Annotated in this window: 26 protein-coding genes and 2 pseudogenes; 10 read left to right on the plus strand and 18 right to left on the minus strand. The window is 71.9% G+C overall.

What is annotated here, in order from left to right; genetic code table 11:
• Positions 1-112 precede the first annotated feature (112 nt).
• A complete protein-coding gene (locus tag ABH926_RS26440) occupies positions 113-607 on the minus strand; it encodes a GNAT family N-acetyltransferase (RefSeq protein ID WP_370368466.1) in 495 nt (164 codons plus the stop codon).
• 258 nt (positions 608-865) lie between these two features.
• On the opposite strand from ABH926_RS26440, the gene ABH926_RS26445 reads away from it, so the two are divergent.
• Positions 866-2476, plus strand: a complete 1611-nt coding sequence (locus tag ABH926_RS26445) for a putative bifunctional diguanylate cyclase/phosphodiesterase (protein WP_370368467.1) — start codon at positions 866-868, stop codon at positions 2474-2476.
• A gap of 286 nt (positions 2477-2762) precedes the next feature.
• Positions 2763-3500 (plus strand): MOSC domain-containing protein, encoded by a 738-nt coding sequence (locus ABH926_RS26450; protein WP_370368468.1) that lies wholly within the window; start codon positions 2763-2765, stop codon positions 3498-3500.
• Positions 3501-3589: 89 nt separating this feature from the next.
• On the opposite strand, the gene ABH926_RS26455 is transcribed toward ABH926_RS26450, so the two are convergent.
• The 4 genes from ABH926_RS26455 to ABH926_RS26470 all read right to left on the minus strand — a co-directional run bounded on the left by ABH926_RS26455 (position 3590) and on the right by ABH926_RS26470 (position 6743).
• Complete coding sequence (locus tag ABH926_RS26455) at positions 3590-4039, minus strand: phosphotransferase (RefSeq protein WP_370368470.1); 450 nt, start codon at positions 4037-4039, stop codon at positions 3590-3592.
• 61 nt (positions 4040-4100) lie between these two features.
• Entirely contained in the window at positions 4101-5309 is a 1209-nt protein-coding gene (locus tag ABH926_RS26460; protein ID WP_370368471.1) for a CaiB/BaiF CoA transferase family protein, read from the minus strand.
• Between the two features lie 135 nt (positions 5310-5444).
• Positions 5445-5900 carry a DUF3592 domain-containing protein gene (locus tag ABH926_RS26465; RefSeq protein WP_370368472.1) on the minus strand — a complete coding sequence of 152 codons (456 nt, stop codon included), beginning with the start codon at positions 5898-5900 and terminating at the stop codon, positions 5445-5447.
• 93 nt (positions 5901-5993) lie between these two features.
• Positions 5994-6743: an NRDE family protein gene (locus ABH926_RS26470; protein ID WP_370368473.1), complete on the minus strand. Its 750-nt coding sequence runs from the start codon at positions 6741-6743 to the stop codon at positions 5994-5996.
• A gap of 220 nt (positions 6744-6963) precedes the next feature.
• Here ABH926_RS26470 and ABH926_RS26475 point away from each other — a divergent pair, with 220 nt between their 5' ends.
• From ABH926_RS26475 to ABH926_RS26485, 3 genes and pseudogenes are all read left to right on the plus strand, one after another.
• On the plus strand, positions 6964-7437 hold the full coding sequence (locus ABH926_RS26475) for a hypothetical protein (RefSeq protein WP_370368474.1): 474 nt from the start codon (positions 6964-6966) through the stop codon (positions 7435-7437).
• On the plus strand, positions 7434-7637 hold the full coding sequence (locus ABH926_RS26480) for a DUF6186 family protein (protein ID WP_370368475.1): 204 nt from the start codon (positions 7434-7436) through the stop codon (positions 7635-7637). The genes ABH926_RS26475 and ABH926_RS26480 overlap by 4 nt, the downstream gene beginning before the upstream one ends.
• Before the next feature lie 56 nt (positions 7638-7693).
• Positions 7694-8088, plus strand: a pseudogene (locus tag ABH926_RS26485) (VOC family protein).
• On the opposite strand, the gene ABH926_RS26490 reads toward ABH926_RS26485, so the two are convergent.
• The 3 genes from ABH926_RS26490 to ABH926_RS26500 all read right to left on the minus strand — a co-directional run bounded on the left by ABH926_RS26490 (position 8085) and on the right by ABH926_RS26500 (position 11618).
• Positions 8085-9551 carry a M1 family metallopeptidase gene (locus ABH926_RS26490; protein ID WP_370368513.1) on the minus strand — a complete coding sequence of 489 codons (1467 nt, stop codon included), beginning with the start codon at positions 9549-9551 and terminating at the stop codon, positions 8085-8087. The pseudogene ABH926_RS26485 and the gene ABH926_RS26490 sit on opposite strands and share 4 nt — an antisense overlap.
• A gap of 76 nt (positions 9552-9627) precedes the next feature.
• Complete coding sequence (locus tag ABH926_RS26495) at positions 9628-10323, minus strand: response regulator (protein ID WP_370368476.1); 696 nt, start codon at positions 10321-10323, stop codon at positions 9628-9630.
• Positions 10320-11618 carry a sensor histidine kinase gene (locus ABH926_RS26500; RefSeq protein ID WP_370368477.1) on the minus strand — a complete coding sequence of 433 codons (1299 nt, stop codon included), beginning with the start codon at positions 11616-11618 and terminating at the stop codon, positions 10320-10322. The genes ABH926_RS26495 and ABH926_RS26500 overlap by 4 nt, the downstream gene beginning before the upstream one ends.
• Positions 11619-11760: 142 nt before the next feature.
• Between ABH926_RS26500 and ABH926_RS26505 the strand changes: the two genes are divergently transcribed.
• Both ABH926_RS26505 and ABH926_RS26510 read left to right on the plus strand, forming a co-directional pair.
• Positions 11761-12705 (plus strand): ATP-binding cassette domain-containing protein, encoded by a 945-nt coding sequence (locus ABH926_RS26505; protein WP_370368478.1) that lies wholly within the window; start codon positions 11761-11763, stop codon positions 12703-12705.
• On the plus strand, positions 12702-13484 hold the full coding sequence (locus tag ABH926_RS26510) for an ABC transporter permease (protein WP_370368480.1): 783 nt from the start codon (positions 12702-12704) through the stop codon (positions 13482-13484). Before ABH926_RS26505 ends, ABH926_RS26510 begins: the two co-directional genes overlap by 4 nt.
• Positions 13485-13515: 31 nt before the next feature.
• Here ABH926_RS26510 and ABH926_RS26515 read toward each other — a convergent pair whose 3' ends face one another.
• Both ABH926_RS26515 and ABH926_RS26520 read right to left on the minus strand, forming a co-directional pair.
• A complete protein-coding gene (locus ABH926_RS26515; RefSeq protein ID WP_370368481.1) occupies positions 13516-14448 on the minus strand; it encodes a polysaccharide deacetylase family protein in 933 nt (310 codons plus the stop codon).
• A 203-nt stretch (positions 14449-14651) separates the two neighbouring features.
• Positions 14652-15287, minus strand: a complete 636-nt coding sequence (locus ABH926_RS26520; RefSeq protein WP_370368482.1) for a TetR family transcriptional regulator — start codon at positions 15285-15287, stop codon at positions 14652-14654.
• Between the two features lie 148 nt (positions 15288-15435).
• Between ABH926_RS26520 and ABH926_RS26525 the strand changes: the two genes are divergently transcribed.
• Together ABH926_RS26525 and ABH926_RS26530 are read left to right on the plus strand one after the other, a co-directional pair.
• Entirely contained in the window at positions 15436-16650 is a 1215-nt protein-coding gene (locus tag ABH926_RS26525) for an acyl-CoA dehydrogenase family protein (protein WP_370368514.1), read from the plus strand.
• A 112-nt stretch (positions 16651-16762) separates the two neighbouring features.
• Positions 16763-17119: pseudogene (locus ABH926_RS26530) on the plus strand (class I SAM-dependent methyltransferase); the annotation flags it as partial.
• A gap of 241 nt (positions 17120-17360) precedes the next feature.
• On the opposite strand, the gene ABH926_RS26535 reads toward ABH926_RS26530, so the two are convergent.
• The 7 genes from ABH926_RS26535 to ABH926_RS26565 all read right to left on the minus strand — a co-directional run bounded on the left by ABH926_RS26535 (position 17361) and on the right by ABH926_RS26565 (position 23361).
• Positions 17361-18422: a tyrosine-type recombinase/integrase gene (locus ABH926_RS26535; protein WP_370368483.1), complete on the minus strand. Its 1062-nt coding sequence runs from the start codon at positions 18420-18422 to the stop codon at positions 17361-17363.
• Positions 18423-18633: 211 nt separating this feature from the next.
• Positions 18634-19239: a hypothetical protein gene (locus ABH926_RS26540; RefSeq protein WP_370368484.1), complete on the minus strand. Its 606-nt coding sequence runs from the start codon at positions 19237-19239 to the stop codon at positions 18634-18636.
• Entirely contained in the window at positions 19236-19856 is a 621-nt protein-coding gene (locus tag ABH926_RS26545) for a hypothetical protein (RefSeq protein ID WP_370368485.1), read from the minus strand. The genes ABH926_RS26540 and ABH926_RS26545 overlap by 4 nt, the downstream gene beginning before the upstream one ends.
• A 42-nt stretch (positions 19857-19898) precedes the next feature.
• Positions 19899-20297, minus strand: coding sequence for a hypothetical protein (locus tag ABH926_RS26550; protein ID WP_370368486.1), 399 nt, complete (start codon positions 20295-20297; stop codon positions 19899-19901).
• A gap of 31 nt (positions 20298-20328) precedes the next feature.
• On the minus strand, positions 20329-21816 hold the full coding sequence (locus ABH926_RS26555) for a putative T7SS-secreted protein (protein WP_370368487.1): 1488 nt from the start codon (positions 21814-21816) through the stop codon (positions 20329-20331).
• A complete protein-coding gene (locus tag ABH926_RS26560) occupies positions 21816-22094 on the minus strand; it encodes a hypothetical protein (protein ID WP_370368488.1) in 279 nt (92 codons plus the stop codon). Before ABH926_RS26560 ends, ABH926_RS26555 begins: the two co-directional genes overlap by 1 nt.
• Positions 22095-22704: 610 nt before the next feature.
• The gene (locus ABH926_RS26565) at positions 22705-23361 is read right to left on the minus strand and encodes an O-methyltransferase (protein ID WP_370368489.1); all 657 of its coding nucleotides are present in this window, start codon (positions 23359-23361) and stop codon (positions 22705-22707) included.
• An 88-nt stretch (positions 23362-23449) separates the two neighbouring features.
• On the opposite strand from ABH926_RS26565, the gene ABH926_RS26570 reads away from it, so the two are divergent.
• Positions 23450-23875, plus strand: coding sequence for an HIT family protein (locus ABH926_RS26570; protein ID WP_370368490.1), 426 nt, complete (start codon positions 23450-23452; stop codon positions 23873-23875).
• A gap of 56 nt (positions 23876-23931) precedes the next feature.
• Here ABH926_RS26570 and ABH926_RS26575 read toward each other — a convergent pair whose 3' ends face one another.
• Positions 23932-25176, minus strand: a complete 1245-nt coding sequence (locus ABH926_RS26575) for an MFS transporter (protein ID WP_370368491.1) — start codon at positions 25174-25176, stop codon at positions 23932-23934.
• Positions 25177-25241: the final 65 nt, after the last annotated feature.

Genomic DNA, 25241 nt, shown 5'->3' on the forward strand with positions numbered 1-25241 from the left:
ACGTCGGACGGCCTGTCGGCGCGTGTGGCTGAACAACCGTCCTAGGACGGCCGCCAGCTGGCACACACGAAGATCTTCACGGGATCAGGATATCAGGGCAGGCATGCCGGACTCAATCGATGACCAGGCGGAAGGTCAGCAGCCCCTTCCCGGGCGCGTACTCCCAGTCGCGCTCCGGGGTCCGGGCGAAACCCAGGCGCGCGTACAGCCGCTGCGCCGCGGTCATCTGCGGCTTCGTCGACAACACCAGCGCCGGCCGCTTGTCCTGTCGGGTGCGCCGCACACAGTCCAGCACCAGCGCCGCCCCGACGCCCTGGCCGCGGGCCGAGCCGGCGGTGGCCAGCATCCTGATCTCGGCCTCCTGTCCGGCGGCGATGTCGGCGAACTCGCTGCCGGCGACCGTGTACACCGCGGCGCCGACCAGCGTCCCGGCCTCGTCCAGGGCTATCAGCTGCCAGGCGCCGTCGGCGGCGTGCCGGGCCGCCGCGTCGGCCAGACGCGGCAGGTAGGTCGGCTCGGCCAAAGACTCGTCCCGGTACACGGCGGCGGTCAGCTCGCCGGCGGCGGCCAACTCGGCCGGAAGGGCTTCGCGAATGGTGATCTGCACAGCGGTTGATTCTGCCCGAGGCCCGCCGGGTCAGGCCCGCCGCGGTCGCGGTGCGGACGCCGGGGGCGGTGTGGCGCCACCGGCGCGCGCCGATGGTGCGGTGCGGGCGTGAAGTGTGCGGTGGGAGTGTGACAGTACGGCCACGATCAGGTGATCCGGGAGTGTGTGCACCGTCACAGCGCCCCCGGATGGTCCTATGATCGCGCTCGGTAGTCGTTCGGATGCCGCGCAGGCGGCAATGCGGGTCAGGCCAATCAGATGTCCTGGTCCGCGATGGAGGTGGTCGCGGTGTCGGGTCAGAATTCGTCCACGGCGCACGCGCAGGCGGCCGGGTCCCGGTCGGCGGCGCCGTGGTCGGACGAGCTCACGGGGCTGCCGAACCGGGCGATGCTGGGCCGGTGGCTGGAGGCGCGCACCGGGCCGCGGGCCCGGCCGGGGCAGCGGATCGGTTTGTGCAGCCTGGATTTGGACGGGTTCCGGCAGATCAACGCCCTGTTGGGGTTCGGTGCCGGGGACCGGTTCCTGGCGGCGGTGGCGACCCGGCTGCGGTCGGTGCTGGAGCCGGGCGGGCATCTGCTGGCGCGGACCGGCGGGGACGAGTTCGCGGTGCTGGTCGATTACAAGGACCACAGCTACACGGACCACAACGTCGCCGCGGGTGCCGGGAACAGCAACGGGGCCGGGGCCGGCAACGGTAATGGGGGTGGCGTGGCCGGGGCGGCTGCGGCTGCTGCGGCGTTGGCCGAGTCGGTGCTGCCGCAGGGTGCTGAGGGGCCGCCGCGGCGCGGCTCGGCGGGCCGGCCTATGGTGGAGCGGGTCGCCGAGCGGGTGCTGTCGGCGCTGCGGGACCCTTTGCGGGTGGACGGCCGGGATCTGACGGTGACGGCGTCGATCGGCGCGGTCGAGGCGCTGGCCGCGGCCTCGGCGCCGGAGGATCTGCTGCGGGCGGCGGATCTGGCGCTGTACTGGGCCAAGGGTGAGGGCCGGGACCGGTGGACGCTGTTCGACGCCGAGCGTGCCGGGGCTGACGTGGCCCGGTACCGGCTGGCGGCGGACCTGCCGGCGGCGGTGGAGTCCGGGCAGTTCTACTGCGAGTACCAGCCGATCGTGTCCCTCGCCGACGGCGCGGTGACCGGGGTGGAGGCGCTGGTGCGGTGGCGGCATCCCCGGTTCGGGATCGTGCCGCCGGACCGGTTCATCTCGCTGGCCGAGGACTCCGGGCTGATCGTGGAGCTGGGGCGGCGGATCCTTTCCGAGGCGTGCCAGGCGGCGGCGACATGGCCGGACGCGCCGGGGCAGCCGGCGCCGCCGGTGTCGGTGAACGTGGCGGTGCGGCAGTGCCGGGACCCCAGGCTGATGGGGCACGTGCTGTCGGCGCTGGCCGAGTCCGGGCTGGCGCCGCAGCGGCTGCGCCTGGAGATCACCGAGTCGGCGCTGCTGCCCGGTGACGACGCGGCGCAGGCGACGCTGCGGGCGCTGGCCGACAAGGGCGTGGCCATCGCGGTCGACGACTTCGGCACCGGCTACTCGAACCTGTCGCACCTGCGGCGGCTGCCGGTGCACATCCTGAAGATCGACGGCACGTTCGTGGCCGGCCTGGCCTCGGGCATGGGTGGCGGGACCGGGGCGGCCGCGGGGCCCGGGAGCATGGGCCCATGCGGTGCCGACGAGCAGATCATCGCCACGGTGACGGCGCTCGGGCACGCGCTCGGGCTGACGGTCACCGCCGAGGGTGTGGAGACCGCCGGGCAGCTGGAGACGGTGCGGCGGCTCGGTGTCGACACCGGGCAGGGCTGGCTGTTCTCCCGGGCGCTGCCGGCCGCCGGGATCAGGGACTTGTTGGCCCGCGGCGCGCCGCTGGCCGCCTGAGCAGGGCCGCGACCTGCCCCGCGAGGAGCGGACTTCGGGCTGGCATGCGGGGGAACTGGAGAGGACTTCCTTGCACTCTGAGGGCTGATCCTCCCGTACCCCACTGGCACCGGGGGTTTCGGTGCGGTGTGATGGGTGTGCCGGCTCACCGAGCCGGACCGTGTTGGACAAGCTCCCCCAGCGACACCGACACTCGGGCGGGCCGCGACCTTCGGACCAGGGTCACGGCCCGTCCGGCTTTCTGTGCGCCGCCGGCGGGTCCGGTGGCCTTGGCATGATGGCCGTCATGGCTTCTGGACCTTTCGAAGTGGTCGGCACCCTGGCCCGGCTGTGGCGCTATCCGGTGAAATCGATGCTCGGCGAGCAGCTCACCGACGCCCCGGTCGAGCGGCGCGGCCTGGTCGGGGACCGGCGGTTCGCGGTCTGGGACGCCGAGGGCAAGTTCGGATCGTGCAAGAACTCCCGCCGGTTCCGGCGCATGGACGGGCTGTTGGACTTCCGTGGCGGCTCGGACGACGGTGCGGCGGCGTACCTTGTGGCCCCGGACGGCGCGCGCCACGCCGTGCCCTCGCCGGGCGCTGACGCCGCGGTGCGGGCGCATCTGCGGCGCGAGGACGTGCGGATCATGGCCGAGGCCGAGGTCGCGCACCACGACGCCGCGCCGCTGCACCTGCTGTCGGCGGCGAGCCTGGACTGGTACGCCCACGCCCTGGACGGCGTGCCCGCCGACGAGCGCCGGCTGCGCCCGAACCTGCTGGTGGACCTGCCGGGGCTGCCGGCGTTCGCCGAGGACGGGTGGGAGGGCCGGCAGGTGCGGATCGGGGCCGGGGCGGACGCGGTGCTGGCGCGGTGGATGAAGCAGACCGAGCGGTGCCGCACGCTGACCGTGGAGCAGGACGGCCTGCCGCGCGCTGCGCAGGGGCTGAAGGTGCTGGCCGGGCGCGGTCTGAACCTGGGGGTGTATCTGGAGGTGCTGGAAGGCGGGCGGTTGCGGGTCGGGGATCCGGTGGCGCTGTCGGTGTAGGTGATGTGGGCGGCGTAGGTGATGTCGGCGATGTCGGCGTCGGTGTTGCCGGTGTGGGGCCCGGCATGGAGCACCGGGCCGTGGCGGGGTCAGCCGCGCGGTGTCACCAGCGCCCGCTGCCCGGCCTCGGCGACGACGCGCGCCGCGGTCTGCTGCGGGGTCAGCCCGGAGGTGTCGAACCACCAGCCGGCATCGCCGAGTTCCCGTTTCATCGCCGCTTCCAGGTCGTCGTAGCCGTCGAAGAAGAACTGCTGCTCGGGGATGATCCAGTCGATCAGGGGTGTGAAGCCGGCGTCGGCGAAGTTGGCAGCCAGCGAGCACAGGTTGCGGTTGCACAGGTCCACCTGGCGGGCGGCTTCGTCGGCCGGTTCGCCCAGCGCCCAGACCCGGCCGTTGACCACCAGGCGGTTCGCGACGTCGCCGTCCATGCGGGCCGAGCGTGGGATCAGTTCGGCGGCCAGCTGTGTCACCGTGGACTTTCCGGCGCCGGGCATGCCGGTCACGATCATGCACGGCGGGGTGGTCTGCTCGGAGGTCACGGGCGTGATCGTGCCGGGCGGCCACAGGGGTCGCAAGGCGTTTTCTGGGCGCTCTGAGGCCTCAGAGCCCGAACTCGGCGCGGATCGCCTCGCCGTGCTCGTCCAGCTCCGGCGCGGCCGGCCGCACCACCGGGTCCGGGTAGCCGGCCATCTTCACCACCTGGCCGGGTAGCTCCAGTCCGCCGGCGGTGATGCGCATCCGCCGGGCTTCGGTCTGGGCGTCGGTCATCGCCTGGCCGATGTCGTTCACCGGGGCGCAGGGCACCTTCGCCGCTTCCAGGCGGTCCAGCCAGTTCGCGCAGGTGTCGGCGGCCAGGAGTTCCTCGATGAGGGCGGTCAGGACCAGGCGGTTGGCTGAGCGGGTCGCGTTTTGGGCGAAGTTCGGGTGCTCGGCCAGCTCCGGGGCGCCGATGGCTGCGGCGAAGGCCACGAACAGGGCGTCGTTGCCGACGCACACCACGATCTGGCCGTCGGCGGCGGTGAACGCGCCGAACGGGGCGATGTTCGGGTGGTGGGAGCCGATGCGGTGCGGGACGGTGCGGTCGGCCAGCCATGCGAGGGCGTTGCCTTCCAGGAACGACACTGTCGCGTCGAACATCGCGATGTCGACGTGGGTGCCGCGGCCGTGGATGCCGCGGCCGACCAGTGCCGCCATCACCGCGCCGAAGGTGTAGACGCCGGCGGACAGGTCCGAGACCGAGGCCCCGGACTTCACCGGCGGTCCGTCCGGCTCTCCGGTCACCGACATCAGGCCGCTGCGGGCCTGGATCACCGCGTCGTACGCGGGTTCGCCGGAGCGCGGGCCGGTCGCGCCGTAGCCGGACACCGAGGCGTACACCAGCCGCGGGTTGCGGGACCGCAGTGCCTCCGGGCCCAGGCCCAGGCGGTCCATCACGCCGGGCCGGAAGTTCTCCACCAGCACGTCGGCGCGCTCGGCCAGGGCCGCGACCTGCTCGGGGTGTTTCTTCAGGTCGACCGCGAGGGACTGCTTGCCGCGGTTGACGCGTGCGAAGTACATCGAGCGGCCGTCGGCGGCGAAGGGGCCGTAGCGGCGGGAGTCGTCGCCGGTCGCCGGATGCTCGACCTTGATCACCCGGGCTCCCAGGTCCGCCATGATCATGGTGGCGAAGGGGCCGGCCAGCACCCGGGTCAGGTCGATGACGAGCAGCCCGGACAGCGGTCCGGCCGTGGACGGGTCGCCGTCTTGGCGGGCGTCCGGGCCGTCGGCGGGGGAGTCGGGGCTGGCGGCGTCGGGGTGCACGGCGGTCATGAACGATCAGCGTGGCATGCCGGGACCGGCGCGTCGATATGACACGGCTATCGCGCCGCTCACAGCCTTCGGCAAAGGTTGCCGTACCGGGCGTACCGGGGTGCCGGCCGCGGCCCGTGATCGCTCACAGATCGCTCACAGGGGAATGACACCGGCGGCGATCAGCACCCCCAGGAGCACCGCGGCGCCGCAGGCCAGGCAGTAGCGCAGGCTCTCCGCCAGTTTGGTCTCGACGGCCTTGGCGGCGACCGTCGCCGTGCCCTTCGGGTCGGCGGGGTCGTAGTGCACGGGGAAGTACGCGCCGCGCGCGACGCCGGCGGCCGGCTTGAGCCTCTCCTTGAACACCACCGGCGTGCCGCCGGCGTCGGTGAAGGAGATCATGAGCCGCTGGATGGGGGTGCCCGGGTTCGCCGCTTTCCCTTCCCGCTCCGGTGTGGAGCCGAGGTAGTCGGTCACGATCGCCGTGACGGTCCCCTCGGCGAACGCCCCGGTGCGAAGCGCACGCCGGCGTCCGAGCAGTTCGCGGCGGCCGCGGAGCAGCATGGCGCCGAACGCGCCGCCGCCGATGATGAGCACAATTCCCAGGACCATCGCACTGCCCCTGCCATCTCAGAACCCTTTCACAGCTGAGATGAAGGTATCAGAGCTGAAATCCATATCAGCTCATACCGTTGAGAAGGTGCCTCAGTCCTCGACCACAGCCGTCCACGCCCCCGCGTCCCCCGGCGCCCCGCTGAAGTCGTACCGCACTCCGCCGGCACGCAGCCCCACCAGCGTCACCGACGTCGTGCCCCAGGTCCGCTCGCCCAGCTCCCGCCGCACCAGCAGCGCCCGGTCATCCAACGGATCCACCCCGCCGCCCTCCAGCAGCGGCAGCCACGGCCCCCACGCCTTGTCCGTCGCCACCTGCGGCACCGGCCTCGGCCGTGGCGCGGCCAGCAGCCGAGGCCGGAAGAACCCCAGCCGCGCCGCCATCGCCTCCGTCCCCGGGCCTTCCGTCGGGTCCGAGCCCTCCAGGCCGCTGTTCACCACCACGTGCAGCCCCGGCGTCAGCTCGTGCCGCTCGTGGCGCTCGCCGTTCCAGCTCAGCAGGAACACCCGGGTCAGGGTCGCACAGACGAGATGGAACGGGTCGTAGCGGACGAAGTCCAGATCGTCGACGGAGCCGGTCGCGGCGAACCGCAGCGGCAGCTCCCCGCGCGAGAGCCGCCCCGACTCCGGAGCCAGCGGCCCCCGGCCGTTCAGCACACACGCCGCCCGCGGCACCCGCGGATCCACCGCCAGCCACGTCCCGGACGCCAGCAGATCCTGCCCGCCGATCAGATCCGGGTACTCCGGCCAGTGCCGGCCCGGCGGGATCCACGGCCGGTCGTGGAACTCATCGCGCACGCCGGCCAACAGAACCGGGTACTCCGAGGCGGGCTCGACACTCACGATCGCGGTGCACACCCTCCTATCACAGCAGCCTGCGCCGACCAGGGCGAACCCGGGTCCGGCCGCGGCCCGGCCAACTGCGCCGATCACGCTGAGCCACCAGAGCGGGAACCGTGTGTGGTTTCCCATCTGAGCGGGTATCGGCGCTGCACAAGAGGTCCGCGAACGTCCGGTGAACATGCGCCGGACCAGCGGGGTGCAAGAAGAAGCGGGAGCCGCGATGACGCAGGAATCCGTGCCTGTAGGCCGCCGGGCCGACACTGCCGGCGACCGGGCGGACGCGCGCATCCACACCGCCCCGCAGCCGCTGCGCGCCACCCGCCCCACCTCCACCATGATCAGCTGGGGCGCCGTGGGCCTGGGCTACTCCCTCATCGCCGGCGGCTTCGCCCGCCTGACCATCCCCGCCGAACTCGCCACCCTGCTGCCCGGCGCCGCCCTGGTCTGGTACGCGCTGCGCCCCACCACCGCGCACTTCCCCGCGCCGGCCCCGCTCGAGCGCCGCAGCACCGCCCCCTGGATCGTGATCGCGGTCGCCTTCGGCATCTGGGAGCTGTACGCGGCCGCCCGCGGCTCCACCCACGCCCACCCGACCCTGTCGATCCTGCTGGGCCCGCTGATCGACCCGCCGCCGGCGCGCGCCGCCGGTTACGCGGTGTGGCTGCTGGCCGGGGTGTGGGTGGTGCGCCGATGAGTCCGCGTGCCATCACCATCGCCGGGTATGTCGTGATCGGCGTGGCCGCGGTGCTGGTGGAGCTGCTCGCCCGCCGTCCGCACAGCCGGGTCCCCCGATTGTCGCAGCTGGTCAGCCGGGTCATGCACGAGAAGTGGGGGCGGGTGGGCATGCTGTTGGTGTGGTGGTGGCTCGGCTTCCACTTCCTGTCCCGTTCCTGAATGGTCCGGAACGGTCCTGAACCGTTCCCGGCCACCGGCGCGCATCGGAGCACCTCGTGCGGATCCACCTGACCAACGTGTTCGTCGACGACCAGGCGAAGGCCGAGGCGTTCTACACCGGCAAGCTCGGGTTCCTGACCAAGGCCGACGTGCCGGTCGGCGCGGACCGCTGGCTCACCGTGGTGTCGCCGCAGGCGCCGGACGGGCCGCAGCTGCTGCTGGAACCGTCCAGCCACCCGGCGGTGAAGCCGTACAAGGAGGCCCTTTTCGCCGACGGCATCCCGGCGGCCAGCTTCGCTGTGGACGACGTCGGCGCCGAATACGAGCGCCTTAGCGGCCTGGGGGTGCGGTTCACGCAGGAGCCGACCGATGTGGGGCCGGTCATCACCGCGGTCCTCGACGACACCTGCGGGCCCTGATCCAGCTCATGCAGGTCAAGACCGAGGACTAGCCGGCGCCCGGCGGCTGGATCGTCGGGGTGGTCGGGGAGTCCAGCCAGGCGTCGACGTACGCCGAGAAGTCCCGGCCGGTGTGGGCGTCGAGGAACGCCGCGAACGTGTTCCGGTCCTGGTTCGTGCCCTGGTGCTGGTGCACCCAGTCGTTCAGCAGCTGGTAGAACGCGGTGTCGCCGAGGGCTGTGCGGATCCCGTTCAGCATCAGCTCCGGGCAGATGTAGACGTTCGACGAGGCGAAGTGCGTCGGCAGGTAGTGTCCGGGCGGCCCGTCGCCGCTGCGCAACGGCTGGTCCATGCGCTGGTCGCCGCGCAAGAGCAGATCGGCGGTCGTCGTCTGCGAGCCGCTCTGCGCCGCCTGCCACAGCCTTTGCGCGTACATCGCGAAGCCCTCGTTGAGCCACAGGCCCGACCAGGTCGTCGGGGTCACCGCGTCACCGAACCACTGGTGGGCGAACTCGTGCAGCAGGTCCGCAGCGGCGCCGTGCGACGAGAACGTGATCATGGTCTGGGTTTCCATGCCGACCATCTCGGGCCGGAACAACACCCCGGCCGTGCCGAACGGGTACGGCCCGAAGCGCTGCTCCAGGAACGAGATCATCGCCGGGACCTGCGCGGTCAGCTTGTGCACCGCCTCGGCGTCGGCGGGCAGGTACCAGTACGTGAGCGCGATGCCGTGCGGGCCGGTGGCGCTGTCCTGCTGGAACCGGTCGACGGCGAAGGCCACCAAGTAGGTCGACACCGGGTTCGGCTGGTGCCAGCGGTAGACGCCGTGCCCGGCCGATTCGGTCCGGCCCAGGAACGTGCCGCCGCTGACGCCGGCCCAGCCGTCCGGGGCGGTGATGGCCACGTCGTACAGCGCCTTGTCCGAGGGCTGGTCGTCGCACGGGAACCAGGTGAACGCCCCGTACGGCTCCTGCTGCGCCCACACCGCGCCGGAGGCTGTGACCTGTGCCCCGAGCCCTGGCACGTCGGGGCGGGTCATCGGTGCCGGAACCAGGTGCGGGGTGCCGTGGTAGGCGATGACCACGGTGCGGACCGCATCGGCCGGCAGGCGGCGGCCGGCCGGGACGGTGAGGTGGTCGCCGTCGTGGACGTCGGCGGCCGGTGCGCCGTTCACCGTGACCGAGTCGGCGCTCATGTCGGCGGCCAGGTCCAGGACGAAATGGTCGGTGGGTTCGGCGGCGCGCACCGCCAGCGTGGCGGTGCCGGTCAGCACCGTGGACGCCGGGTCCCACTTCAGGTCCAGGCCGTAGTGCAGCACGTCCGTGGCCGGGTCGCCGAACTGCGGATACATGTCGTCGGCCACCGGATGGGAACGGCCCGCCGACCAGTCCGATGCGGGCGCGCTGCTGGTTTTCGCCGGTGCCGGCGCCGAACCCGAGCCACCACATGCCGTACTCGCAGCGACCGCGACCAGCATCGCCAGGCCGGCTGTCAGAGCCCGCCGTTCCCGAACCATCCCCACCCGAAAACCCTCCCCGCCCACGACAACAGCCCCCACGATCTCAAGGCGCCGCCCGGCTACGCCAGCCCGGCTATGCCAGCCCGGCCCGGAACGCCTGAATCACCAGCTGCACCCGGTCCCGGGCATCGAGCTTGGCCAGCAGATGACCGACATGGGTCTTGACCGTGCCGGTGGACACGGTCAGACGCTCGGCGATCTCGGTGTTGGTGAGCCCCGCCGCGATGAGAGTCAGCACCTCCAGCTCGCGCGCGGTGAGCAGCATCCGCAGCCGGGCCCGCGCCGAGGCAGAGGCCGCATCGGCGTCGGCCGCGGGCACCGCGGCCTGGGACTGCCGCGCGAACGCCTGGATCAGCCGCCGCGTCGCCGTCGGCGCCAGCAGCGCCTCCCCGCCGGCGACCACCTCGATCGCGGCCAGCAGCCCCTCCGGCGGCGTGTCCTTCAACAGGAACCCGCTTGCCCCGGCCCGCAACGCCCCGAACACGTAGTCGTCCAGATCGAACGTGGTCAGGATCAGCACCCGCGACGGACCGGCCGCCGTGATCAGCCGCGTCGCCTCCAGACCGTCCATCCCGGGCATGCGCACATCCATGAGCACCACATCCGGGCACACGGCGCGCGCCGCCGCCACCGCCTGGGCGCCGTCGCAGGCCTGCGCGACGACCTGGAAGCCGTCGGCCATCGCCACGATCCCGGCGAAGCCGGCGCGGACCAGGGCCTGGTCGTCGGCGACCAGGACGGTGATCGGCGCGGTGATCGGCGCGGTCATCCGCGCGCTCCGGCGCTGGAGGGCAGTGCTTGTCCATCGGGGCCCTGCGCGCGGTCGGGGCTGTCGGGTCCACTGTCAGGTCCACTGTCGGGGCTGCCGGTGTGGTCGCCGGTGTGGCGCGGGCACGGCAGCACGGCCCGTACCCGCCAGCCGCCGCCGGGCAGGGGACCGGCGGCCACCGTGCCGTCGTACAGTCCGACGCGTTCGGTGATCCCGGCCAGGCCGTGTCCGCCGCCGGGATGGGACCCCGGTGCCGGGCCGCCGCGTCCGGCGTCGGTGACCTGGACGATCAGCTCCGTGTCCTGATACTCCAGCAGCACCTGCGCCGAGCGGGTGTGGGCGTGCTTCACCACGTTCGTCAGCGCCTCCTGCACGATCCGGTACGCCGCCAGATCGATCCCGTCGGGCAGTTCCCGTTCCGTGCCGCGGGTCTGGATCCGCACGCTCACCCCGGCCTCGGCACAGGTGGCGACAAGCCGGGGAACGTCGGCCACGCGCGGCGCCGGGGCCAGCGCCGCGGCCTCGCCGCCTTCGCGCAGCACCGCCAGCATCCCCCGCATCTCCGCCATCGCCTCCCGGCTGATCTGCTGGATCGCCGCCAGTGCGGCCTCGGCGGCGGCCGGGTCGCGGCCGATCGCGAACCGGCCGTAGCCGGCCTGCACGTTCACCACGCTCATGCTGTGCGCCAGCACGTCGTGCAGCTCCCGGGCCAGCCGCACCCGTTCCCGGTCCAGTTCGGCGCGCGCCGCGGCGTCCTGCTGCTCGCGCAGCCGGGCCCCGATGTCGCGGTAGCGGGCCACGCCGACGCCCAGGACCCAGGCGATGATCAGTGCCAGGCTGGTGAAGACCAGGTTCATCAGCGGACGGCGCATCCCGGCCACGGTCGCCGAATCCCCGACGACGTACAGCACCAGCGTCACCACGGCGATCGGCAGCGGCTCGGTGACGGCCACCGAATACAGCAGCACCGTGCCGATCAACTCGAAGCTCACCAGGCCCCGGGTCGCCATCGGCCAGTCCACCGCCAGCATCACCAGCCAGGCGCCGAACACCACGGCCGCGGCGCCCAGCGGCCAGCGGCGGCGCACAGCCACCGCGGCACCGGAGAGCACCACCCCGGACAGCACGAACAGCAGCGAGCCGGTGCTGGGCACACCGTAGCCGTCGGCGGCCCAGTCGTGACGGTGCCAGTTCTCCAGGTTCTGGAAGATGGTCAGCCCGCACAACGCGGCCGCGGACACCACGTCGAACACCACCCAGGCCCGTTGTCCGGGTACTGATGGCTGGGTTCGCATACCGCCAGGCTAGCCAGCGCGCGATCAGCGGTCATCTGCCCGGGGGTCTATGACCACGGTCATAGACGGGCCAGGCGCGCGGCGGCGATGTCTGTCCGCGGCCTGAGGACCGGGGCGGGGTGTGCCGGGCAGCCTTTTCGCCATGACGATCGAAGTCTGCGAACTCACGAAACGCTTCGGCGGCACGGTGGCCGTCGACGCGCTGTCGTTCACGGTGCGGCCGGGCCGGGTCACCGGGTTCCTGGGCCCGAATGGCGCCGGGAAGTCCACGACGATGCGGATGATCCTGGGCCTGGACGCGCCCGACGCAGGCTCGGCGCTGGTCGACGGCCGCCCCTACACCAAGCTGCGGTATCCGCTGACCGAAGTCGGGGCGCTGCTGGACGCCACCGCGGTGCATCCGGCGCGGTCGGCGGCGGCGCATCTGCGGGTGCTGGCCGCCAGCAACGGCATCGGCGCGTCCCGCATCGGCGAGGTCCTGGCCCGCACCGGCCTGACCGGGGTGGCGCGGCGCCGCGTCGGCACGTTCTCCCTGGGCATGAAACAGCGCCTGGGCCTGGCGGCGGCGCTGCTCGGGGACCCGCCGGTGCTGATGCTGGACGAGCCGGTCAACGGCCTGGACCCCGAGGGCGTGCACTGGATGCGGGGCCTGCTGAAGGAACTGGCCGGCGAGGGACGCACCGTGTTCGTGTCCTCGCATCTGCTCACCGAGATGGCACTGACCGCCGACCACCTGGTGGTCATCGGCCGCGGCCGGCTGGTCGCCGAAGCCGGCACCGCCGACTTCGTGGCCGCCAACTCCCGCACCGACGTGCTGGTACGCGCCTCGGACCCGGCGGCGCTCGCCGCGGCCCTGCACGCGGCAGCAGGCCCCGACACACCGGCCGGCATCACCACCGAGCCCGACGGCGCCCTGGTCATCACGGGACTGACCGGCGCCGCCATCGGCGACGTCGCCGCCGCACACGGCATCGGCGTCCATGAACTCACCACGCGCCGCGCCTCGCTGGAGGAGGCGTACCTGCAGGCCACCGAAGACTTCGTCGACTTCTACGACCACGCCGCCACCGAGGAGACCCCCGCATGACCGCCGCCCCCACCACCGGCCGCGCCCTGCACGCCGAATGGATCAAGATCAGGACGCTGCGCTCCACCTGGCTGACAGCGCTGCTCGCCGTCGCCGTGGCCCTGACGTTCGCGCTGCTGGGCTACCACAGCACCGCGCACCACTGGCCGACGATGACCCCGCCGGAGCGCGCCGCCTACGACCCGGTCCGCGCCGGCTACTCCGGCGCCGTCGACCTGGCGGTCCTGGCCCTGGGCACCCTCGGCGTGCTCACCGCCACCGGCGAATACGGCACCGGCGCCATCCGCACCACCTTCACCGCCACCCCGCGCCGCTCCCACGTGGTCACCGCGAAGATCGCCGTCGTCGGCGGGTTCAGCCTCGCCCTCGGACAGGCCACCGCCTTCACCATCTTCGAGACCGGACAGCACCTCATCGCCAGCACCGGCGCGCAAACGACGCTGTCGCAGCCGCACGTGGCGCGCGCCGTGCTCGCCGCCGGGCTGTTCCTGGCGGCCTCGGCGCTGATCGGGCTGGGGCTGGGGTTCGTGATCCGCCGCACCGCCGGGGCGCTGGCGGCGTTCTTCGGCCTGTACTTCCTGGCGCAGCTGCTGCTGGGCGCGATCTCGGACACGGCGTCGAAGGTGGCGCTGTCGGAGGTGTTCGCCAGCATCTGCAGCGTGCGGCCCAGAGCCGGGAAGATCACGCCGTCGGTGCCGGCGGCGTTCGTGATCCTGGCCGCCTATGTGCTGATCAGCTGCGGCGCCGCGTTCATCGCGGTGCGGCGCCGCGACGCCTGACCCCAGTAGGCCCGCCCTGGCGTGGCGGGCCTCAGGGCTGCACGAAGTGGTAGCCGGCCTCCAGCAGCTGCGGCAGGAACCGCTGCAGCGCGGCGACGGTCTGGGAACGGTCGCCGCCGCCGTCGTGCTCCAGGATGATCGAGCCGGTGTGGGTGTGGCCCATGACGGTCTGCACGATGTGGTCGGCGCCGGGGCGGGACCAGTCGCGCGGGTCCACGGACCAGTCCAGGGGCCGCAGGCCCAGCTTGGAGCAGACCGAGAACACCGTCGGGGACCAGTTGCCGCCGGGGGCGCGGAACAGCGCCGGCTGGTGCGCGCCGCCGCGGGTTATGGCGTCGTTGGTGCGCTCGATCTCGGCGGTCACCTGCGCCTCGGTCATCTTCGCCAGGTTCGGGTGGGTCCAGGTGTGATTGGCCACCAGGTGCCCGGCGGCGCTGACCTCGGCCACCAGCGAGGCGTGCTTGTCGGCGTTCTGGCCGATCATGCAGAACGTCGCCGGGATCTTGTACTGCGCCAGCAGCGCCAGCACCTGCGGGGTGTACTTGCTGGACGGGCCGTCGTCGATGGTCAGCGCTATCGCCTTGTCGCCCTCGTGGACGTAGAACTGCGGCTTGCCCGCCGCCGGCGGCGGGTCCTGCCCGGTCGCGCCGGGCGCGGGGGAGTTGTCCGGCGGCGCGGAGTCGTTGCTGTGGGAGTCGCCCGGGGCGGTGGAGGTGTCGGCGCCGCCGCTGGGGCTCTGGCCGGGGGACGACGCGCTACCGGTCGGCCGCGACCGTGGATCCGGCGTCGGGGCCGTGGTGGCCCCTGCCGGACCGGCCGCGGCGGGTTTGCCGCCGGTGGAGGCGCAGCCGCCGAGCAACATCACACCGCCGACGCCCAACAGCAGCCGGCGGGACATACCGCCGCCGCGCCGCAGCGCCGCGTCGCGGGGGAACTCTTGAGGATCAGGACCCGAAACGTTCACGCCTTTGGGACGCGCCGGGCCCGCGCCGGGTTGAGTTCTCTGAAGACTTTCTGAAGAAAACTTTCCCGGGACCGCAATCGATGCCCGTTTCATTGCAGTGCGTTGCCGTATATGCACGTACTGTCATCGCGGCGAGTCGCCGTGAGTCACGGTGAGCCGCGTCGATGGCGGTGCGGCGGTGGGGCGGTGCGGCGCGCGCTGTTTCACGCGTGGGCGTAGGCGCCGTCGATGAGGTCGGCCAGGTGCCGGGTGAGGTCTTCGCGGCCGAAGGGCTGCTCGTCGAGCCACCAGTCGCCGGCGGCCTGCACCATGCCGACGATGCCGTGGGCCCAGGCCTGGGCGCGCGGCCACTGGTCCTCGGGCAGCCCCAGCTCCGCGGCGATGCCGGTGGCCAGGGCGTCGCCGAGGCGGCGCTGGAACATCGCCACGCGGTCGCGGACCTCCGGCTCCTCGGCCTGGCCGCGGTGCACCAGGAACCGGTACAGCGCCGGGTTGCCCTCCACCAGGCGCAGCCAGGAGTCGATCGCGGCCTCGGTGCGCGCCCGGCGGGTGGCCGGGCGGGTGAGTGCTTCGCGCAGCCGGTCCAGCAGCGTCTCGATGTGGCGGTCGGCCAGGGCGACGTACAGGCCGGCCTTGTCGCCGAAGTGCCGGTACAGGATCGGCTTGGTGATGCCGGCCTCGGTGGCGATGGCGTTCATCGACGCCGACGGGCCGTCGCGCAGGACCACGCGCTCGGCGGCGTCGAGCAGTTCGGTGCGGGTGCGGGGGCCGCGCCGGCGTGCCTGGGGGCGGCCCGGCGGTGCCGGTGCCGTCGTGGCCGCCTGTGCCTGGTTCGCCATCGGGTCCCTTCCTGGAGTCTGTCGGCCATCTTGACAGAAGTTACCGCCGGTAACACACTAGCGGCGACCGAGGTTACTTGTCGGTAGCGCATGTTGTCGCACACTTGTTGGTAGCGCCCACCAGACCCGAAGGACAGTGAACGAGACGATGACCGGGTTCTCCCTGGAACTGACCGAGGACCAGATCGAGCTGCGGGACTGGATCCACGGATTCGCCGCCGACGTCATCCGGCCCGCGGCCGCCGAATGGGACGAGCGGGAGGAGACGCCCTGGCCGATCCTGCAGGAAGCGGCCAAGGCCGGCCTGTACTCCCTCGACTTCTACGCCAACCAGTGGTTCGACGAATCCGGCCTGGGCATCCCGATCGCCATGGAGGAGATGTTCTGGGGCGACGCCGGCATCGGCCTGGCCCTGTCCGGCACCGGCCTGGCGGCGGTGTCGGTGGTCTCCAACGGCACCCCGGAGCAGGTCGGCGAATGGGTCCCGCAGATGTTCGGCACCCCCGACGACGTCAAGCTCGGCGCGTTCTGCTCCTCCGAGCCCGACGCCGGCTCCGACGTCGGCGCCATGCGCACCCGCGCCGTGTACGACCAGGCCAAGGACGAGTGGGTCCTGAACGGCACCAAGACCTGGGCCACCAACGGCGGCATCGCCAACGTCCACGTCGTCGTCGCCACCGTCGACCCGGACCTGGGCACCCGCGGCCACGCCTCGTTCATCATCCCGCCGGACACCCCCGGCATGAGCCAGGGCCAGAAGTTCAAGAAGCACGGCATCCGCGCCTCCCACACCGCCGAGGTCGTCCTGGACGACGTCCGCCTCCCCGGCTCCTGCCTGCTCGGCGGCAAGGAGAAGCTGGACGCGCGCCTGGCCCGGGCCCGCGAGGGCAAGTCCAGCCGCGGCAACGCCTCCATGGCCACCTTCGAGGCCTCCCGCCCGGCCGTCGGCGCCATGGCCGTCGGCATCGCCCGCGCCGCCTACGAGTACTCGCTGGAGTACGCCAAGACGCGAGTGCAGTTCGGCAAGCCGATCGTGGAGAACCAGGCCGTCGCGTTCAAGCTCGCCGACATGAAGACCTCCGTGGACGCCTCGCGGCTACTGGTGTGGCGCGCCGCGTGGATGGCCCGCAACGGCAAGGCGTTCGAATCGGCCGAGGGCTCGATGTCGAAGCTGTTCGCCTCCGAGACCTGCAAGAAGGTCACCGCCGAGGCCATCCAGATCCTCGGCGGCAACGGCTTCACCCGCGAATACCCGGTGGAGCGGATGCACCGCGACTCGGCGATCTACACCATCTTCGAGGGGACCTCGGAGATCCAGCGGCTGGTGATCGCCCGGACCATCTCGGGTGCGGCCATCCGCTGAGCGCGCACGCCCCGGACACAGGGCTCCCTCAGCAGACATCTGGCCTGTGAGGGAGCCCTCTGCGATGGAAATCCCGTGGCCACCGCCGCCGGCGAGCCCGAATAATCCACGGATGGACGCCACTCAGGCCCCGGATCTGCACCCGCACATCGCCGCCTTCTACGACGAGCACTACTCCGAAGCCGACCGCCTGCACATCACCGCGTTCGGACGGCTGGAGCAAGAACGCACCAAGGAACTGCTGGCGGCCGCGCTGCCACCGGCGCCCGCACACATCCTGGACGTCGGCGGAGGACCGGGCGTCTACGCGGCATGGCTGGCCTCGCTCGGCTACACCGTCACCCTCATCGACCCCGTCGCACGCCACCGCGAGCAGGCCGCCGAATACGCCACGTTCACCGTCGAGCCCGGCGACGCCCGAGCGCTGCAAACCCCAGAAGCCTGCGCCGACGCGGTCCTGATGCTCGGCCCGCTCTACCACCTGCCAGATCCGGCCGACCGCGCACAGGCCCTGCGGACTGATCGCCGCGGCCTTCATCAGCGGACTGGTGGAAGACCGGGCGGACTACTTCGAGGCTGCGCTGCGCACCGCCCGCCTGGCCGACGGCCAACCCCCGGACCTGCTGCCAGCCAGCTCCCACCTGCTCGCGCTCACCCACAAAGCCTGACCCCGAGAGCCTGGCCCACAGAGCCTGACCCCAAGCCGCGCCCTACTGCGCCAACGGTGAGCGCTGTAGCGCCTCCGCGGCGGCCGTCGCCGACGGATCCAGATACACCGACGTCGTCCCCACATCCGAGTGCCCCAGGATGTCCGCGACCGTCCCCACATCGGCACCGGCCTGCCGCAGCAGCACCGTGGCCGCCGTGTGCCGCAGCCCGTGCGGCGTCACCGCGCGGCGCAGCTCCACCGGCATCTGCTTCACCCGCCGCTCCACCATCCGCTGCACGTCCCGGGCTGTCATCCGCCGGCCGCGGATCGTCACCACCAGGGCGCGCGCCGCGTCGGCCCGGTCGGGTTCGGCGTCGCCGGCCGGGGGAGCGGGCCGCTCATGCTGCTGATACTCCTCCAGCAGCCCCACCAGCGTGGCCGACAGCGGCACGTCGCGGCTGCGGCCGCCCTTGCCGCTGCGGATCCGCAGCACCGGCAGGCCGGTGAGCTCGTGCTGGCGGACGTCGTCCAGGTTCGCCGCGCACAGCTCCGCCACGCGCGGGCCGGTCTCGGTCAGCAGCCGCAGGATCACCTCGTCGCGGAACGTCAGGCGCTGATCGGCCCGCAGCTCCTTGGTCGTGGCCGCCGCGGCCGGGGTCTCGCGCAGTGCCTGTGCCTGCTCCACGGTCAGGCCCAGGCGCGCGCCGACGGCGCGGGTGGGGACGCGGACGCGGGAGACGTTCGGCATCGGGTCGGCGCGGATGTAGCCCTGTTCGGCGGCCCAGGCGAACAGGCCCCGGACGGCGGCGGTCCAGCGGGCGCGGGCCTGTAGGCCGCGTCCGGGGGCGGGTTCGCCGCCGGGCCCTGATTTGCGGGTGCGGGTGAAGCGGCGGTCCGGGGCGTTGGCGATGCGCACGAGCGCGTATTCGACGTCTTCGGCTTCGACGTCGTCCAGCGGCTTGTCCAGGCCCAGCAGCGTGGCGGCCTCGGTGAGGTCCCTGACATAGGCGTCGCGGGTGGCCCGGGACATCGCCCCGGTGGCCACGCGCAGGTGCAGGGTGTCGCGGTAGCGGTGGACGGCTTCGGCGACGCTGATCGGGGTGAACGGTTTCGGGGCGGCCACGTTGACCTATCGAAGCAGACGGCGGGGACAGGTGCGCGGCGGCGGTCTGGAAGTCACCGGGCCGCGGGGAACATCGCCTGTGGTGCGGCGTCGGCCGGGGGACAGCCGGCGCCGCACCACAACGGTTTCGCAAAGCCCTGCGGCCACTGGGGCCTGCAGCTGTTCGGGCCCCTGTAGCTGCGCGGACCCCTGTAGCTGTTCGGACCTGCGGCTACTGGATCTGCATCCGCCGCGCCAGCTGGTCGGCGAGCTGGTCCAGCTCCTCGGTGAACACCCCCGCCGCCCAGGTCACGTTCATCACGACCAGGCAGGCGAAGTCCCGCGGCCGCACGATGAACACGGCGTTCTTCAAGATGCCGGCGTCCACGTCGTCCCTGCCCTTGGGGTCGGCCAGCACCTGGAACCGCAGCCGCACGGCCGGGCCGATCGGCAGTTCCCCGTACACCACCTCCGGCGGGTCGGTGGCGCCGCTGATCGGTGAGGTGAACCACTGCACGACCTCGGTCAGCTCCGGCACCTCGGGCATGCCTTCGCCGGGCACGTAGTCGCGGACCTCGATGCGGCCGGACTCGCCGGTGCGCGGATACGGCGCGAACATGATCGCCAGCGTCGCGCCGCGCTCGGCGGAGTCCGCGGTCGCCTCCACCAGCGCCTCGGCGAACTCGGCGATCTCCTCGGGGTGGGCCTGGCCGTCCATGCGGGCGTGCGCGACCGACTGCGCCCAGGCCCGCAGGTCGCCCTCGACGCCGATGGGCAGGGCGATGCCTTCCTTGGGCATCGGCAGGACGACGTGGCGTCCCCTCACCGTGGCGGTCATCGCACCCACCTCAGCGTCGAGGCGATCGACTCGAACAGGCCGTCCAGGGCCTCGGTGAGTTCGATCATCGGCGTGGAGAACGACAGCAGCAGGAACGCCCCGGAGCCGGGCACCTGGAACTGGATGTCCAGGTGCGCCACCGGCCGGGTGTTCCCGGCCTGCTCGGCCGGGTTCGGCGCCTCCTGCCACTTGCGGCGCAGCGCCGGACCTGCCGGGAAGTCCATCATCCGCACGTTCTGGCCGGCGGCGGCGTACTGCATCGCCAGGTCCGACAGCGGCGGCGGCACGCTGTCCCCGCGCGGCGGCACGAACGTCACCACCAGCGACGCCGGCAGCGGCATGTTCGCCAGCCGCATCAGCGACAGGTACAGCTCCAGCCCGCCGTTGGCCTTGGCGCCGGCGGCCTGCGCCTTGAGCATGTCCCGCATCTGCGCCTTCAGGTGCGGGGCGTTGTCCACACCCCGGAACTCCTTGTCGACGATGCGGGTGATGACCGGGTCCCACACGTCGGGGTCCAGGATGATCCGCTCCCAGCCCTCGGGCGTGGCGATGCGGTAGTCCCGCGGTGGCGGCGCCTGCGCGTCCTGCGGGACCGGTATTGCGGCGTCCTGGGTCACGTGCCTTCTCTCTTTTCCTCGGTGCCGGCAGCGCGGCGCGACTCAGGGGAGTCTGCGGTCGCCGGGGTTGCGGCGCTGCTGGCCGCGCGCTGCCTTCTTCTGCTGCTTGGCCATCTCGGCGAGCTCGTCGAGCTTGGCCTTCTCGTCTTTGGTGGGCCGGGCGTACCGGGGCGCGTCGAACGCGGGCTTGTCCGGCCCGGCGACCCCGGGGTGGCGATGCGCGGCCTGGGCCTTGTCCGGCTCGTCGGCGCGCGGCTGCCGGCCCAGCAGGCCGGTGTGGCACGCCAGGACCGCCTCGACCAGGCCGGCACCGTACTCGGTGCCGGCCAGCCGGTGCAGCCCGTCGAAGAGAAACCCGGACTTCTTCAGGGCCCGCTTCTGGAAGAACGACATGCTGTCGAGGACCTTGACGACTTCTTCGGGCGGCATCGGCGTATCCATGGCTTGATCCTGGTTCGCGGGGTGCGGGCGCCTAGCCGGCGGTGGCGTCCGCCGACTCCTTCGGGGCCAGCGGCTTCCACTCCCACATCTTGTCCTCGGAGGTCAAAAGGTGGTTGCCGTGGAACACGTTCGGCCCCATGAACCCCGGCTCCCAGGACTTGAAGTTCTCCGGGATCTGCAGGTTCGCCAGGCCCAGGCCCAGCGGGAAGGTGGCGTTGGACCAGCCGGCCAGCCCGAACTTCCAGCCCGCGCCGCCGGCCAGGTTCGGCCCCAGCCCGCTCATGCCCGGGAAGCTCCAGTCGACGTTGCCGCCCTTGAGCTTGGAGAAGGCCTCGCCGACGTCCTTGAACGGGCCGGTGCCCAGGCCCTCGCCGAAGTTCTTCATCCCGATCTTGAAGATCGACGTGGTGCCGTTCTTCAGCTGCAGGATGTCCTTGGCGCCCATGTCCAGGCCCTTGACACCGTCAAGCGCCTCGGTGATGCCCTTGCCGCCGGCGCGCGCGGCGTTGAACAGCTCCATGCCGCGGGAGGCCTTGGCCATGTTGCCGATGGCCCGGCCGGCGCCGCAGGACAGCAGGCCGACGACGTCGATGGCGACGTCGAACCAGTTGCCCTTGCCGTCCAGGGCCGAGATGGTGTCGCAGACCAGTGCGACGGCACCGGCCACCAAGGCGATCGCCCCCAGCACCTCGCCGACGACCGGCACCCAGGACAGCGCCAGCGCCAGGATCCCGGCCACGCCGGCGATCGCGCCGGCGATGTGGCCGATGTCGGCGATGACGGTGGCCCAGTCGATGTCCCACCAGTGGTGGGCGGGGTCTTTCAGACCGTCGGTGTTGATGAAGTCGTTGATGGCCCCGGCGACGGCCTTGCCCTCGCGGTCGCGGATGTCGATGGCGTGCTGGATGTCGGCGCCGGCCTTGGCCACCAGCGCGTCGGCGGCGGCCTTGTCGTTGTGCGCCTTCTGCTCCGCCGGCGTCATGCCGTTGCTGCCCGGGGTGTTGGTGGGGTCCGGGTGCGGGTTCGGCGGTGTCGGGGCGGCGCCGGGCGTGGGGGAGGGCAGGGCGTTGGCCTGCGCGGTGTGGATCTGCCGCTGCGCGGACTGGGAGTCGGCGTCGGCGGCCTTGCCGCGGTTGAGCGCGTCCTGCGCCTTGACCTGCGCCAGCTCCACGGTGGAGGCCCACTCGGTGCCGGATCGCCAGGAGACTTCGTCGTGCGGGCCGGAGGGGCGCACGTTGGTGCCCAGGGCGTCGGCGGCCTCGTTGTAGCGGCCGAAGGCCTTCTGCAGCAGGTCCGCGGTGTCGCCGACCTGCTTGGCGAACGCGCGCCCGGAGTCGGAGTCGTCGAAGCCCTGGTCGCTGACCAGGCTCTTCAGGTTCGCAGCCTGCTGGTCGATGGCGTTGGCGGTGTCGCGGAACCGCTTGCCCAACGCGGCGATCTGGTACGGGTCGCCGGGGATCAGATCGCCCTGGGTGACGACCGCACCCTGCCAGTCGAAGCTGGACCAGTCCTGTGACATCAGCCCTTCGCCCCCTGGCTCGAGCCGGAGCTGAACGCCTTCTCCAGGGCCTGGGCCAGGTGGCTGTCCAGGCCGTCCCAGGTGTCAGCGCTCTGGGTGGCGGTCTTGGACAGCGTGTCCAGGCTCTTGGTCAGGGTGTCGCGCTTCTTGGACCAGTCGGAGGCGAAGTTGTTCAGGGCGCCGGCGACGTCCCCGGAACCCATCTCGCCCGCGGCCGCGCCGGTGATGTCGGTCGAGTGGTTGAACTCGTCTCGCAGCCGGCCCAGTTGGCCCCCCATGTCGCGAAGCGTACTGGTGTTGATTTTTATGTGATCAGCCATGGTTGTGGCGCGTCCCTCCCGTGAAAAGCCCGTCAACCGCGGCAAGAGCGTAGCCAACTGGGAACGGGCTCGTCACGTCTTCCCCCGAGATTGGGAACGTGTGTGAGGTTTAGGGGCTGATCTGAGGCCTTTGACGTGGGGGTCGGGCGCGGGTGCGGGGGGACCGGTCCCCGCCGGGGGAAATTCTACTTTACATAATGTACATTATCGGGCAACTGTAAGAGGGGTTGCAGTGGGGTGTGGTGAGGGTTGTTGTGAGGTTCGTGGGCCTTGAAGCCTTGATCCTCGAGCCCTCAGAGCGCAGCGAGCGCAGCCTGAACTCTTCTAGATCTTCTGTACGAATCGCCGCGCTGGGCTACGGGATCTTCAGCCAGACACAAAGCTGCGTCTCTGTGGTGCCGTTGCTGGCGGTCGATGCGCTGGCGGGATTTGGCGGGGCTTGTGTCAGAGCCATTCTGCGCGCGGGCCGCTGTACGGCTCGATGCCTCGGGCCGTCATAATGCCGCCGAACCACCCCAAAACCCTGTCGTGTAATGCTGATTACGCGTCCTGACGTACAGATCCGGGACTATCGCTTGTAGATCAGGGAAACTCCGTCGCCGACGGGAAGCATCACCACGTCGACGCGTTCGTCGCGGGCGACCTTGTCGTTGAACTCCTGCATCAGCCGGGTGGTGTCATCCTCCGGCTCGGCGTCGGTGACGCGTCCGCCCCATAGCACGTTGTCCACGGCGATCACTCCCCCGGTCCGCACGCGCGGGACGAGTTCGCTGTAGTACGTCCAGTACGACGGCTTGTCGGCGTCGATGAACGCGAAGTCGATGTACTCCTCGTCCGGCAGCGCGGCCAGGGTCTCGGCGGCCGGCGCCAGCCGCAGCTCGATCCGGTCGGCAACCCCGGCCTCCCGCCACGCCGCACGCCCGATGCTGGTCCACTCCTCGCTGACGTCGCAGCACAGCAGCTTGCCGCCGGGGGCCAGGCCGCGGGCGATGGCGATGGCGGAGAACCCGGTGAACGTCCCCACCTCCACCGCGTGCCGGGCATTGGTGAGCCGCACCAGCAGCGTGAGCAACTGAGCTTCCTCGGCGCCGATCTGCATGCCGGCCGGCGGCCCGAGCTCGGTGGTGCGGGCGACCAGCGCGGTCTGGACGGCGTCGAGGGCTTTGGTGTGGCTGACGATGTAGTCCTGGAGGGCGTCGTCCAGGCCGATCGAGGCTCGGGTCATGGCGCCGACGATACGCCGGTGATCGCTGAGCGGCCGGGTGGCGGGGGCGTTCGGCGGATGGGGCTGGTGGTGGGGTACTCCCCCGGCGATGCTTCATGCCATGAGCGAATGTGTGTTCTGCGAGATCGTGGCCGGCCGCGCCCCGGCGTATCGGGTGATGGAGGACGACCACACGGTGGCGTTCCTGGACATCAGGCCGGCCGCGCCGGGCCACACGCTGGTGGTTCCGCGGGCCCACGTGCGCGATATGTGGGATATATCGGACGATGCGCATACGCATGTCGCGTCGATGGCTCGGCAGGTGGCGCTGCTGTTGAAGGACGTGTTCGAACCCGATGGGGTGAACGTGCGGGTTAACTCCGGGGCGGCGGCCGGGCAGGATGTCTTTCACTTCCACACGCACGTGATCCCGCGTCGTCAGGCGGACGGACTGCGCCTGACCTGGGGTTCGCCGCTGGCTCCGGCTGAGGAGTTGGAGCTGGCGGCGCGGCGGATCGCAGGGTTCCGGTCGTAGCCGTCTGCGGCGGGAAGGGCACTGATTCCGCCCCGAGCCACCCGTGATCGATCACCTCAGGCTCCCGAAGTGACCAGCGGCGCCGAACTCACCGCGACCGGCGCCGGATGTTCGCGCACTGCCGGGATCAGCAGCACCGCCAGGTTCGCGCCGCCCACCAGCACCGCCGAGGCGGCCAGCGGCAGCGCGGTGCCGACGGCCGCGGCGGCGGGGGCGGCCAGGGCCAGGCCGGCGGGGCGGGCGGCGAAGGAGATGAGGGTGTCGAAGGACCCGACGCGGCCCAGGGCCTCGCGCGGGATGCGCTGCTGGATGGTGGTCTCCCACAGGGGGTCCAGGATGCCCAGGCCGAACATGCCGGCGGTGTAGGCGGCCAGCAGCAGCGGCAGGGGTGCGGTGATGGCGAGCGCCGCCAGCGGCAGGGCGTAGGCGGAGGCGCCGAGGGCGACGGCGATCAGGGGGCGGGCCAGGCGCAGCCGGCCGGCGGTCCAGACCCCGGCCAGCATGCCGACGGTGCCGGATTGCAGGGTGATGACCCAGGCGGTGCCGCCGCCGAGGTGGTTGATCGCGATGACCGGTCCGAGGGTGAGCAGGACGCCGGCGGTCATGTTCCAGATGCCGTGGCCGATGACGTTGGCGATGAACCAGCGGTGGCGGCGGGTCTCGGTCCAGCCGGCGCGCAGGTCGTGCCAGAACGGCGCGCGCCGCGGGGCCGCGGTGCTTCCGGCGTCAGTGCTTGCGGCGTTTGCGGCTGCGGCTGCTGGTGTGCGCAGGGCGCCGAGGGTGAGTGCGGATCCGATGAACAGTGCGGCGGTGAGCAGTGATGACCAGCCGGCTCCGACGCCGAGCATCAGGGTGCCGGCGATGCCGGGTCCGGCGAATTGGGCGACGCCTTGCCATACGGACAGTCGTGCGTTGAGTCGTTGCCGCTGGGGTCCGGCGATGGTGGCCGATACCAGGGTCCGTACGGCCGGGGTGCCGAAGGCGACGGCGCCGCCGGTGAGGGCGGCGAGTGCGGCCAGGACCGGGACGTCCACTCCCCGCGTGAGCAGCGTGGCGCCGATGCCGGCTTGGGCGGCGGCGCGGGTGAGGTCGGCGGCCAAGATGACGCGGCGGGCCGGGAAGCGGTCGGCGAACACTCCGGCTGCGGGCAACAGCAGCAGCATCGGGACGGTTTCGGCGGCCAGGATCGTGCCGAGGGCGCCGGCGGCGCTGCCGGCGTGGATGACGGCCAGGGTCAGCGTGGTCGGGATCAGGGAGGTGGCCAGTGCGGCGGCGGTGCGGCCGAGCAGGAGTGCGCGCATGGGCGTCACCGTAGCAGTATTTCGCTAGCGAATCATTCGTCAGCGAAATACATGGTGGCGAACCT

Origin of the sequence: Catenulispora sp. GP43 (assembly GCF_041260665.1) — a bacterium.
Taxonomy (GTDB): domain Bacteria; phylum Actinomycetota; class Actinomycetes; order Streptomycetales; family Catenulisporaceae; genus Catenulispora.